General features: G+C 56.9%; 11 protein-coding genes. 1 reads left to right on the top strand and 10 read right to left on the bottom strand.

Annotated features, from left to right (window positions below):
• Positions 1-57: 57 nt before the first annotated feature.
• From CVU69_02295 to CVU69_02285, 3 genes are all read right to left on the bottom strand, one after another.
• Positions 58-1,110, bottom strand: coding sequence for a sugar transporter (locus CVU69_02295; protein PKN13593.1), 1,053 nt, complete (start codon positions 1,108-1,110; stop codon positions 58-60).
• Between the two features lie 38 nt (positions 1,111-1,148).
• Positions 1,149-1,895, bottom strand: a complete 747-nt coding sequence (locus tag CVU69_02290) for a phosphoesterase (GenBank protein PKN13523.1) — start codon at positions 1,893-1,895, stop codon at positions 1,149-1,151.
• A gap of 254 nt (positions 1,896-2,149) precedes the next feature.
• Positions 2,150-3,571 carry a phosphoglucomutase gene (locus CVU69_02285; GenBank protein PKN13522.1) on the bottom strand — a complete coding sequence of 474 codons (1,422 nt, stop codon included), beginning with the start codon at positions 3,569-3,571 and terminating at the stop codon, positions 2,150-2,152.
• 135 nt (positions 3,572-3,706) lie between these two features.
• On the opposite strand from CVU69_02285, the gene CVU69_02280 reads away from it, so the two are divergent.
• Positions 3,707-4,009, top strand: a complete 303-nt coding sequence (locus CVU69_02280; protein ID PKN13521.1) for a hypothetical protein — start codon at positions 3,707-3,709, stop codon at positions 4,007-4,009.
• Positions 4,010-4,067: 58 nt separating this feature from the next.
• On the opposite strand, the gene CVU69_02275 is transcribed toward CVU69_02280, so the two are convergent.
• From CVU69_02275 to CVU69_02245, 7 genes are all read right to left on the bottom strand, one after another.
• On the bottom strand, positions 4,068-4,853 hold the full coding sequence (locus tag CVU69_02275) for a hypothetical protein (GenBank protein ID PKN13520.1): 786 nt from the start codon (positions 4,851-4,853) through the stop codon (positions 4,068-4,070).
• Between the two features lie 65 nt (positions 4,854-4,918).
• The gene (locus tag CVU69_02270) at positions 4,919-6,229 is read right to left on the bottom strand and encodes a DUF512 domain-containing protein (GenBank protein PKN13519.1); all 1,311 of its coding nucleotides are present in this window, start codon (positions 6,227-6,229) and stop codon (positions 4,919-4,921) included.
• A 91-nt stretch (positions 6,230-6,320) separates the two neighbouring features.
• The gene (gene hfq, locus CVU69_02265) at positions 6,321-6,554 is read right to left on the bottom strand and encodes an RNA chaperone Hfq (GenBank protein PKN13518.1); all 234 of its coding nucleotides are present in this window, start codon (positions 6,552-6,554) and stop codon (positions 6,321-6,323) included.
• A 12-nt stretch (positions 6,555-6,566) separates the two neighbouring features.
• Positions 6,567-7,583, bottom strand: a complete 1,017-nt coding sequence (locus tag CVU69_02260; protein ID PKN13517.1) for a tRNA (adenosine(37)-N6)-dimethylallyltransferase MiaA — start codon at positions 7,581-7,583, stop codon at positions 6,567-6,569.
• The gene (locus CVU69_02255) at positions 7,501-9,282 is read right to left on the bottom strand and encodes a DNA mismatch repair protein MutL (GenBank protein PKN13516.1); all 1,782 of its coding nucleotides are present in this window, start codon (positions 9,280-9,282) and stop codon (positions 7,501-7,503) included. Before CVU69_02255 ends, CVU69_02260 begins: the two co-directional genes overlap by 83 nt.
• Before the next feature lie 99 nt (positions 9,283-9,381).
• Positions 9,382-10,323, bottom strand: coding sequence for an AAA family ATPase (locus CVU69_02250; protein ID PKN13515.1), 942 nt, complete (start codon positions 10,321-10,323; stop codon positions 9,382-9,384).
• 12 nt (positions 10,324-10,335) lie between these two features.
• Complete coding sequence (locus CVU69_02245; GenBank protein PKN13514.1) at positions 10,336-12,621, bottom strand: hypothetical protein; 2,286 nt, start codon at positions 12,619-12,621, stop codon at positions 10,336-10,338.
• Positions 12,622-12,658 lie beyond the last annotated feature (37 nt).

Below are 12,658 nucleotides of genomic sequence, written 5' to 3'. Positions count from 1 at the left end.
ACAGACATAGCAAAGTTCGAAGTGCTCACTCTGAACCGCTGTTCAATATCTCACGACTTAATCCGACAGGAACTTAATACTCACAAAGGGCTGCAGGAGTGCACTGACGGCAGTCAGCGACGGCAGGATCTCCCGAATTGCATCATTCCAGTCTCCCAGCCGGGTCCGCGGCAGGTAAATGATATCGCCATTGGCAAGCATGAAGGGTGGAGCCAGTCCACGCAAGATGCGATCAAAATCGATGATCAGCAGCTCCCCGCGGGTGGGTGACAGGGAACGGATGATGCGCACATTGGTGAAGTCATAGCCGGTGCTGAGCGGCGTGCTGGCGGCAATCGCCTGGGCCAGGGAGAGCTGGCCATTGATCATGCTCACCTGCCCGGCCTTGTTGACCGCCCCGAAAATGAAGACCTGCTCGACGCTATTGTCCGGCAGATAGATGGCATCGCCGGGGTGCAGCCAGATATTCTGGCTCTGGTCACCGTTGGCCAGCAATTCATAAATATCGACCGGCTGAACCTTGCCATTGCGGCTCAAGCGGGCGCTGCGTAAAGCGGCACCGTTGCCGATACCGTCGGCCAGAGCGATCCCCTGTAAAAGAGTGAGGGGACGATCCATGTAGACGATCCCCGATTTATTGAAGTTGCCGAAGAGGTAAAGGGGGCGACTACGGTGCTCGAGCACATTGACACTGATCCAGGGCTCTTTGAGAAGGGGCAGATAAGCGCGGCGCAGCTGCTCCTCAGCCTGGGTCACAGAGAGACCGGTCACGGTGATGCTTCCCACCAGCGGCAGCCGCACACTGCCGGTCTCATCGACCCGGCTGCCGCCCGGACCTGTTGCCGTGGCAGTGCTGCCGAGCTCGGGACGACCGTAAACCGTAATGGCGAGCAGGTCACCAGGGCCAATCAGATAAGCAGAGGGTGGCGTCGGTTCCGGCGCAAGAGCGGGAATGGTATCGACCTGTCGTTCCACCACCGCTGAAGACTGGGGCTGCAGGTCGATCGTCTTGACAGTGCCGGGCGCCAGCTCGCGGTAAGTGGGGGCACAGCCGACAACCGTCCACAACAGGAGCCCGACCAGAAGAGTAGTTTTGCTGATGTGATGCATGCGGGACATAAATTTACCTTTATTTATCATTAGATAGCTTAATGCAGGGAGGAGTACAGCTGACGACAGTCATTCAAAATCACTGCGGCCTGCTCCGGCGCATGCAGGTCACTGCCGTAGCGATCATAAACCCCGAGATTCTTGAGCGTTTGCGCTGCAACCTGCACCCGTCGGCCATAGCAGCCCTTGAAGCTGCCAAGGTTCCCCTGAAAAGAGCAGCCGAGTTCCCGCAGATAATCGAGCAGGGGGTTACCGGACACACCGGGCAGAGTAGCTTCGGGGTTGTCACGGCGGCCACCGCTGAAGAAATTTTTAAAAGAACCAAGGAGCTGATTGCCGGCAGAGTGCTGCATCGGTGGTTCGAGCAACTGACAGCGCTCGGGATGGGCAATCACCGGCCTGAAACCGCGTTGCACGACCCCATAAAGAACCTGCCGGACCAGGTCTGCGCTGATCCTGGGAAGGATCTCCACCAGAACAAGGCGGCTATCACCCAAAGGGAGAGGAGAATCGAGAGAGGAAAGGAAAAATTCATCCAGACAGTATTCGCATCCCGGCTGCAGAAGGAGCGGGATCTCCCTTTCGCGGAGCTGGTCCTGCAAGGCGACAACCCCCTGCTGCACCTGATCATTATCGGCTTCGTAGCAGCCTGGCATCCGGTGCGGCGTACAATAAACGGTCTGGAAGCCGGCCGCCGTCAGAGCCGCGGCCATGCTCAGCGCTTGTTCAATATTCGCCGCTCCGTCGTCGAGTCCGGGGAGGATGTGGCAGTGCCAGTCGATCATTGTCGTCATTCCCTGAACCGCCGGGCAATTCCCGGCCGTCCTTAGCTAACCATTCCTCCAGAAGCGAACCTGCCGGCCCCTTCACAGCATCGATAAACCGGAGGATAATCACCGCCTCTGGACATCTTCAGCTAAAAAGCCAAGCTAGTTTTATTGCATTTTCTCGCGAGGAAAAGCAAGGATCTTTTCCTGCTCGACCCCCGGAAAAGAGCGCGCCCCCCTCCGTACCGGGAGTGGTGAGGATTTTTTCAACCTCAACTTTGCGTAACAAAAGCCACCGCCGCCTGGATCAACTCGTGCAGCGCGGCTTTGGACCCGGCCTCGGCATAGACCCGCACCACCGGTTCAGTGCCGGATTTACGAAAAAGGACCCAGCTGCCGTCACTGAGAATAAGCTTGCAGCCGTCGAGCCGCACGACACTGCTGACAGCCTGACCGGCAAAGTGCGCCGGCGGATTGGCGAGTTTGGCCGGTAATCCAGCTTCGAATTCCGGGGCCAGGCGGAGATTTTCCCGACAGGTATAAAACTCGCCGACGCGGGCATAAAGGTCGGCGAGGAGTTCCTGAAGGCTCTTGCCGGTGACCGCCACCATCTCGGCGACGAGGAGACAGGCGAGAATGCCGTCTTTGTCGGGGACATGACCGCGCACCGTTAAGCCGGCACTCTCTTCACCGCCGAGGAGGATACGGTCCTGACTGATATATTCGCCGATAAACTTGAAGCCGACCGGCGTTTCGAGGATTTCGGTGCCGTGATAACGGGCGACCGCATCGATAAAGTGGGAAGTGGCGACCGAGCGGGCGGCATTCCCGCTCTTCCCTTTCACACGCAGCAGGTAGTCGTACAGGAGGGCGAGGATGTAGTTCGGCTCGATGAAAGTGCCATCAGCATCGATGATGCCGTAGCGATCGGCATCGCCATCTGTCGCCAGGCCGAGGGTGATATCGTCCCGGCCGCGGACCAAGGCGATGAAGTCGGCAATATTCTCTTCCGCCGGTTCGGGGGGGAGACCGCCAAAGTAAGGATCGGGATGAGCGTTGATAACGACGGTCTTGACCCCGGCTTCCTGGAGGAGGCGATCGAGATAACCGCGGGCGGTGCCGTACAGGGGATCGACGGCGATGGTGATCTGCGCAGCGGCAATGGCGGCAAAATCGATCATCCGGCGGATCGTGGTAAAATAAGCGGGGAGCGGATCGATGACACTGAAGAGACCGGCCGACTGTGCCTGCTCCAGGGGCATCTCCCGGTAACAGATCTCCAGGAGCATGGCATTAGCGCGTTCTTCGATCGCTTTGGTCGTGGTTGGCAGGGCCGGGCCGCCGGAGGCCGGGCTGAATTTGAGGCCGTTATATTCTGCCGGATTATGGCTGGCGGTAAAGTTGATCCCTCCGGCCGCCTGACGCAGCAGGAGTTCATGGGCAATGACCGGGGTCGGGGTGTCGCGGCCACAAAGGAAGACGGGAATTTTAGCACCGGCCAGAACTTTGGCGGCTTCACGGGCAAAACGATCCCCCATGAAACGGGCGTCATAGCCGATCACCACTCCCCCGGCAGCGCCGTCGACTTCGCGTAATTCATCAGCGATCGCCTGCGTGACGACTTTGACGTTGGCAAAGGTAAAATCGTCGCAGAGAATGCCGCGCCAGCCGGATGTACCGAAAGAAATCCGCATTTGAAACCTCCTTGAATGTCAGTGGATAATTTTTCGTTGACAGAAACAGCGAAAGCGAATAAATTTACACGTTCAGTGATGTTACTTCAAATCGTTACGTCCGACCAATTATAACCGGAAAGAAGGAGAAGATCCATGCAGTGTCAAACTATTCAACCCGGTGCCGAGTGCACCTTCTGGTCCAAGCAGGGCTGCATCTTTGACGGCAACCAGTGCCAGCCGATCGTCGAGCAGTGTGAAGGTTGTGAGCGCATCGTCGACAGCACCATCGGCAAGGTCTGCACCGTTGCTCCCTCCCCGCAGCAAAAGTGGGCCAACGAGCTCTGCAACTTTGCCACCCATCGTCGCACGGAAATCGCGACCTCCGATGCCAAGACCAACCCCCTGAAAGCATCGAAAAAAGCAGCGGCCGGTAAGGGCGGCGGCAAGAAGAAGTAATTCTTCACCACCAAATGATTCAGCAAAGGGCAGACTTCGGTCTGCCCTTTTTTTATGCCTACATCTCCAACTTGAGGCCGTCGATCACCGCTGCCACTTCGGCGCGGATATCGGCGGCAGCCGGGGAACGTTCAAGGCGGAGGAAATCTTCAAAGTAACGCAGTGCCTCGCGGGTCTTTTCGGCATCAAGGCAGATATTCCCCAGAGTCAGATAAGCAAAGGACAGGGCGGGATCATATTCAATCGCCTTCTTGCAGGCTTCTTCCGCTTCAGCGAGGCGGTCGAGATCGTAATAAAGTTCGGCAAGATTATAGTGCGCCTGGGCATCTTCAGGATCGAGTTCGATAACCTGCCGGTAGCACTTTAACGCCGCGTCGTTGTCCCCCTGGGTAAAGAGGGCGTCGCCCAGGGAGTTGAGGGCAAAGACCGATTGCGCATCGATGGCCAGCGCCGCACGATAACAGCGGATCGCGTCCTCGAAACGCTCACGGTTGAAATGGACCAGCCCCATGCTCACCCAGGCATCGGCTTCGTTGGCATCGACGGCGAGAATCTCTTCATAAACCTGCAGAGCCTGCTCCGCTTGATGATTCTCAAAATAGGCATCGCCGAGGGCAAAGAGGAGATCAAGATTGCGCGGCTGGGCAATCCGTCCCTTTTCGAGAACTTCGATCCCCTCCCCGACCCGCCCGGACTCGGCCAGGGCTTCACCGAGAACGCGGTAGAGATCGTCTTCCTGCGGCTGGAGCTGCAGCGCTGACTCCAGGGCACTGGCCGCTGCCGGCAGATTGCCGCTTGCGAGAAACTTGCGGGCCTTCCCTAAACTTTCCTGTAAATCCGACATAAATCCTCCGTTTAATCCATTTTAAAAAGTTGGCTCCCCCTCCTTAAGAAAGGAGGGGAGCTAAATCACCCCTGATCCGCCGCGAGCATCTCCAGGGCCTGGCTCAAGCCCCAGGGGTTGGCGGCGATCGGAAAGATCTCAACCTGCAGCGTGGATCCCAGTTCCTCCGGCGACATATTGTCGAGGAAGACGTCTTCACCGTCCCGCAGCACGACATCGGGAATCAGGAGAATCGGACTCTGCAACTTCCCCTGCAGTCCGGCGACGATATCAGCGCCGGTCAAAAGACCGGTGACCGTGACCTCGCCGCCAAAGAAATGATTTTCGATGCTATGGACAACGATGTTGACGCCGGTTTTGTCGCTGAGGGCGGCGGCGAATTTTTCCATCTCCGGATAGAAAGAAGCGCCGGTGAGGCAATCGACGGTCAAGGGGGGGAGCGGGAGCGGTAGCGCCGCCGCCAGGACTTCGGCAGCATCAGCCCGGAAAAGAGGGATCATGCCGACGCCATTTTCATATTGCGGCAAAGTCTCGTATTCCGTCAACGGCGGAAAATCGACGCCGGCTTTGAGGTAAAGTTCATCGGCGGCAAAGACAAACCGGCTGGCACCGCTGGCAAGGAAATCACCCTGCCAGCCCGCCAGCTGCGCCAGCAAGATACGCGCTTCGTCGCGGTTATGGGTGCGCAGCGTCGGCAGGTGGGCGCGGTGGCCGGTCAGCCCGACGGGGACGAGGGCGAGGGAGCGGATGCCGGGGCGGAGGGCGCCGAGAGCGGCGACGGTCTTTTCGAGAGCAACGCCATCATTGAGACCGGGACAAAGGACGATCTGCGTGTGGATCTCAATGCCGCCGGCGATCAGCCGCTCAAGCAACGGGAAAAGGGGCGGTAGAATCTTGCGGCCGAGGAGGCGGGCGCGCAGCCCTTCATCGCTGGCATGGACGGAAACGTATAACGGTGAGAGCTGATCGGTGAGGATGCGTTGCACCTCTTCTTCACGAATCGTCGACAGGGTGACATAAGCGCCGTACAGGTAGGAGAAGCGATAATCTTCATCTTTAACATACAGGGTGGGACGCAGACCGCGCGGCAACTGCTGGACAAAACAGAAAAGGCAGTTATTGCCGCATTGCGCCGGCTGGGGATGCTCGATCTCCAGCCCCAGCTCCTCGTCGGCATCCTTGTCGAGGGATAGCTCCCACTCTTCACCGTCGGTACGACGGACATCAAGAACGAGTTCCTCCGCCTGGCGGGTCAACCGCACATAATCGAGAAAATCACGCAGGGGCTCGCCGTTGACGGCAAGGAGGGTGTCACCCGGCTGTAAATCGAGCTCTTGTGCGATACTTCCGGCTGCGACGCTTTGGATAGTGAGCATAATGGATGAGAGTGCCTTGAAAAGAAAAGCCCCCGCGGATGAAAACACCAACGGGGAGCTTAACTTTTGAAACAGGTTGCTTGCGGGCCGACTATTCCTTGGCGCCGTGCAGGCGGAAAGTACCGTCGAGCGAGGTGATGGAGGAAATTGCGTGTTTGTAAAGGAGCATATCGCCGGTACTCTCGACCAGAATACAGAAACTGTCGAAGGATTTGATATATCCTTCCAGCTTTTCACTGGACATCATAACGACAACCACACGCACCCGCTCTTTACGGGCCTGATTTAAATACTGGTCCTGGATATTGAACGGTGTCTTGGCCATGTCCACTCCTTTTCATTCCGCATAGAGACGTGTAGCAATGCTTTTGATTTTAGCAAACTCTGCAAGCGAATCAACCATAATTATTGAATTATTTTTTCGGAACCAGGTCATCTGCCTTTTTGCATAACGCCGGCTCTCCTGCTGCGTGTGTTCGACGGCCGACTGCAATGAACTTTCCCCTGCGAGACAAGCGATCGCTTCACGATAGCCGATGGTGCGCAACGCCTTGAGTTCGCGACGAAATCCCTGCTGCAGGAGGGATTGTGCCTCTTCGAGAAGCCCGCATGCAAACATCATCGCTGCCCGCTCGTCAATACGCCGATACAGGAGTGAGCGCTCGACCTCCAGGCCGACGCTGATCACTTCATAAGGTCCATCGCTAAAGGCGTGCCGGCTCTGCAGCGCGGTCAGAGTCTCACCGGTCAGGGCAAAGACCTCAAGAGCGCGGATGATCCGCGGCTGATCACGGGGTTTAAGGCGCTGCGCCGCGACCGGATCGATTGCCTGCAAACGCTGATGCAGCGTCCCCTCCCCTTGCTGCGCTTCCAGCTCCAGTAACTCCTGCCGCAGCAGCGGATCCTCACCCGGGGCGGCAATCAGCCCGCGGGTGAGGGCATCGATATACAGGCCGGTGCCGCCGACCACCACCGCCAACCTGCCGCGCTGGTGGATTGCGGCGATTGCGGCACGTCCTTGAGACATAAAATCAGCAGCACTGAAGGGTTGATCTGGCGCAACAACATCGATCAGGTGGTGAGGGACCAAGGCGCGTTCTTCCGGCGTCGCCTTGGCCGTACCGATGTCCATGCCGCGGTAGATCTGCCGCGAATCAGCAGAGATAATCTCGATCGGCAAGGTAGCGGCCAGTTCCAGGGCGATTCGGGTCTTCCCCGAAGCGGTCGCTCCACAGATGACGAGGAGGGGAATTTTAGCAAGCGCGGCCAATTCAGGCACTCCTGCGGAAGAGCCGGGCAATCTCCGGATCACTGAGCCGCGAATAGACCGGACGGCCGTGCGGACAATGGGCATTGAAATCGATACCATCGAGATCAACGAGGAGGGCGGTCATCTCGACTAGGGACAACTTTTGCCGGGCCCGCACCATGCCGTGACAGGAGATGAGGAGAAGAAAGGAATCGAGGGCATCTTCGATGCGGCGGCTGACGCCGAGCTCACCAAGGTCGCTGGCGAGATCGTGGAGAAGCTGCACAAAATTATCCCGCCCGGCGAGAAGTTGCGGCACCGCCTTGAGAGCGAAGGTCCGGGGGCCGAAGGGCTCCAGCTCGAAACCGAGACGACGCAGGGGCGCCAAATGTTCACTGAGCAGAGCGGTCTCCTTGAAATCGAATTCGACAATCTCCGGAAAGAGGAGTCCCTGCCGGGCGACCGCGCCGCTATGGAATTCGCGGCGCAGGCGCTCAAAGCCGATCCGTTCATGGGCGGCATGCTGATCGATGAGGAGGAGATGCTCGTCATCCTCGGCGACGATATAACTGGCACGAAACTGGCCGATAATCCGTAACGAAGAGAAGTAAGAACCGGCAAAAGGGGCGATGGTCGCTGGTGTCGCCCAGGTCGCCAGCGGTTCACTGACCTGCGGAACATCGGTAGCCTTCGGCGCCACCAAAACGGGCAGCGGCGCCGCAACCGGCGACGTCATCGCCTCCCGATAGCTCCCATAGTTCCCATGACTCCCCTTCACTTCCGGTCGTTGATAATCAAGAATCTCAATCCCCGGACGCAACGCTTCTTTGACCGCCCCGGCAATAAAATCATGCACCAGCGACTGCTGACTGAAGCGGACTTCATGTTTGGTCGGATGGACGTTGACATCGACGGCAGCGCCGGGAATTGACAGAAAGAGGACCGCCACCGGATAGCGCCCGCGCGGGAAGAGGTGGCGCAAGCCGTCAAGGATGGCATGCTGCACGACCCGGTCGCGAACGTAACGGCCGTTGATATAGGTATAGATCGCCGCACTGGAAGAACGATGCAGGTTCGGGTGGGAAATCAGCCCCTGCAGTTCCAGCCCAGCTCCCGGATCAGCCTTGTCGACCTTGACCAGATCAGCGAGAAGGGGCCGGCCGAGGAGGGTGGCAATCCGTTCCGCGAGCTTATGCTGGCGCGGGGCGTTAAGAATCGTGCGCTGGTTGTGGACGAGCTGGAATTGTACCTCGGGAGAACAAAGGGCGAGACGGGTGACGAGTTCAGCGATATGTCCGAACTCGGTCTCCTCCTTGCGCAGAAATTTCCGCCGGGCCGGGGTATTAAAGAAGAGGTCGCGGACTTCGATGGTCGTCCCGGTTGGCAGGCCGATGGCACCGGCCTTTTTCACTGTCCCCGCTTCGACATAAAGCTCCCACCCTTCGGGCGCGGTGGCGGTCTGGCTGCGCACCGTCAACCGTGAAACCGCTGCAATCGACGGCAGGGCCTCGCCGCGAAATCCCAGGGTTTGCAAACGAAAAAGGTCGGCACTGTTGGAAATTTTGCTGGTGGCATGACGCTCCAGACACAGGAAGACATCGTCCTTGCCCATGCCGTCACCATCGTCACTCACCCGGATCAGGCGGCTGCCCCCCCCTTCAATTTCAATGGTAATCTGCGTGGCATGGGCGTCGAGAGAGTTTTCGACCAACTCCTTGACGACCGAGGCCGGCCGCTCGACGACTTCACCGGCAGCGATTTGATTACAAAGATTTTCCGGGAGGAGATGAATTTGTGCGGACATTGAGGATCAACTTTATTGACGTAGGAGCCGGCGCAGGTCGGTTTAACAGAGTGTAACCCGACAAACAAAGATTGTGTGTCGGGTTACGCCCGGGTCAAATCAGCCCTTGAATTCAAGGCGATCGAGCATACTCTCAATATCATCGAGATCGGTAGCTGCCGCCGGGGCTGGCGTTACTGCAAAATTTTCTTCTGCCACTGCGCGTGGCACCGCCTGTTGCAGATTGGGTCGCAACAGACCGAGATCGCCGGCAACACTTTGCACAATCCGCAGATCGACATGATTCAGTTTTCGCAAAAAAGCTTCCAGCAAAGCGTTGTCACAAACCGTGTTAATCAAACGCGGCACCCCGCCGGTGCAGGAGTGAATGGCGAGAATCGACTCCGGCTGAAAGATCATCCGCCGCGATCCGGCAATATGGAGACGATAGCGGACATACGATTCGGTCAAAGTGGCGGTCAAAGACTTCAAGTGATACTTGAGGGCCACGCGCTGCGCCAACGGTTCGTCGAGGCGCAAACAGTCCTCCATCTCGACCAGACCAAAAAAGACAATATTTAATAGCTTCTTGCCGGGAATCTCCAGATTGAGGAGACCACGAAACTCTTCCATCAATGCCCGGCTCTGCAGCATCTGCGCTTCATCGATCAAGACCACTGCCGTCTTGCCGGATTCATGGATCTGCAGCAAGCGATCGTAGAGTTGCCGCAACAGCTCCAGGCGATCCTCTTTCGGGGCTTCAACGCCGAGCTGCAGAGCAATGCGGGTGAGGATCCATTCGGGGGTGACACCGGAGTGGACCATCACCAAAAGGGACGACTGATAGCGATCCTCGCTCAGACGATCGAGCATGCGTCGCGCCAGGGTGGTCTTCCCGGCGCCAACACCGCCGACCAGCACCGCCAGTCCCTTGTTCGAGTCGACCGCATACATCAAGCGGGTCAAGGCCTGACTGTGCTGATCGCTGTTAAAAAAGAAGCGTGCATCCGGTGCATTGGAAAAAGGTTCCCGCTCCATGCCGAAAAAATCGACATAACTCATAAACACCTCGCTTTAAACAAATGAGATCCGATCTTTGCCCGGAGAGACCGATTCAGGTGTATCACCTGCGCTTTTATCTGATTCCACAGCTATCAAAAGACGCAGCGCATCGATTTTTTCGCCGACATTACGGAAGAAAGGGTCCTGCTCAGCCACAGCTTCAAAGCTGCAAAGGGCATCAGCCGGACGACCCCAGACTTCATAAACAAGGCCGAGTTCGTACTGCGTGCTGATCTTGTCGGCCGCCTGCACATCGGGCCGGGCGATAGCGGTGGAAAAGACCGCCTCGGCATCGGCAAAGGAACCCTTCTCCGCATAACAGATGCCGATGAGTATCAGGGAATCGGCCAGCCGTTTCGGGCTGCGCATCGACTTTTTAAATTCTGCGATGGCATCATCCATCAGCCCCATCTCTTTATAAGCAATTCCGAGATCATAGTGCGCTTCGGTATCCTCATGGTCGATCCCGGCATCGCCCACTTTTTGTACTTCCGGCAAGGCACTGTCAAAACGAAAGAGATCGTTCTCGTTGTCACTTGCCGGACCTGCCGTGTCCTGGCTGTCCCAGTCATCGAGAATCTCTGCCGCGAGATCAAAGAAATCATCAGGCAAGGCAGCGCCGGCAGCTTGATCGAGAGGTCCCGGCGCATGCGGACTCTGCTGCGGAGCAGACTCTTGCATCACGCCGGTAAGAAGATCCTCTAAAGCAGCAAGTTCGTCGTCGAGATCGGTCTCTTCTTCCTCCAAAGGTTCAAGTTCAAGGATCTCGTCATCATCCTCTGGCTCGGGCACAGCCTCTTCAAGGATTTCCATCTCGAGATCCTCGATAACGGCATTATCAAGCTCTTCTTCTGCCTCGACGATCTCTTCAAGATCAGCATCAACCTCAGGGAGGAACGTTGTTTCGTCTTCAGCTTCGACAGCCGGCTCGACTTCGACATCGTCAAATTCGCTGAAATCAAAGTCTATATTAATGAGTGAGGGGGCGACATCGTCTTGACTAACCTCCTCAGTGCTAATCCGCTCTTCCGCCTGCTCAAACGTGTCGATATCCTCGAAAGACATCCCTTCGTCCGGGAGTTCAATCGAAACATCTAAAAACTCCGGCTCGACAGCTTCCTCTTCGAGAAGAGACTCTTCCTCCGCAAGGGGTGCCGCTTCACTGCTGTGCGGGGGCAAGGCAAGCAGGTCGTCAATCTCGAATTCATCCTTACCGAAGGAGAATTCTTCGCCAGGCTCCCCCGGGATCGCCTCGGCCGGTAAGGGGGATGAAGCGGCGTCAGCGTTTACACCCGACAGCTCTCCGTCACTGGAGCGGGTGATCGCATTGCTCACCCCTTTGTCCCCGGAAAGTTTCATTTCCAGTTCCCGATGAAGTTCCATGAGGAGTGCGGGATTTTCAGCGTCGAAAAGCGCTTCCTGCTCTTTTAGCGCTTGCTGTGCCCGGCCGTAATCATCCTTTGCCAGAGAGAGGCGGACCAGTCGTTCCGCAGCGGCGACTGTCGGTTGCACCGCCAGCAACTGGTTGAGCAATAGAAGTTCATGCTCAGAGTCGTCGATCTTGCCATACAACCTGGCCAACTCCTGCAAAAGGAGCGGATCTTGCGGAGCGCTCTGCAGCAAGGAGTCAAAGACATAAATCGCCGCGGTAAAGAGTCCACCGGCACTCAGCTTGTTGGCGATGTCAATGTGAAATTCATGATTATCGGGCAGATGGGAAATAATCGCATGGAGAATTTTATGACTTTTCCCGCTATCGCCGGACTTAGCACAAACCTCGCAAGCCTTCAGGATCGTTTCAGTGGCTTTGACGTAATGTTTATCCTTGAGAAAATTCTGCAGAACCCGCAGTTGCAGATTGATATTTTCCGGCTCCAACGCGACCATTTTCTGCATAATGTCGGCGGCGTTGGCAGCCATATTACGTTTTTCGTAATATTCGAGGAGGCTGCGGTACTCGGACATAGCATTGCCGATAAGGCCGAGATTGCAATTGAGCTCGGCCAGGCGCAGATAGACAGTGGGATCGGCCGGATCAATGCGCTGCATCTGTTTATAGACAGCAACGCCCTTGGCAAAGAAGCCCCGCTCGGCATAGCCCTTGGCCAGAGAATCATAAAGGACAAGGGCGTCCTCCTTGAGATTAGCCCGGCACAAAAGATCCGCCAGTTTCTGCTTATGCTGGTCAACTTTCGGCTCCAGCTTCAACAGTTCCTGATAATCTTTGATCGCCTTGTTGATCTGGCCTTTTTCAAGATTTTTTTGTGCTGAAGCAATCAGCTGGTCTTTTGTCGCCACATCTTCCCCAATTAGCAGCTAAAAATTAAGAATGAGC

This window comes from Deltaproteobacteria bacterium HGW-Deltaproteobacteria-4, from assembly GCA_002841765.1.
In the GTDB taxonomy this organism is placed as follows: domain Bacteria; phylum Desulfobacterota; class Desulfuromonadia; order Desulfuromonadales; family UBA2197; genus UBA2197.
The sequence above is the reverse complement of the archived record's forward strand: the minus strand, read 5'-3'. Positions and strand labels throughout refer to the sequence as shown.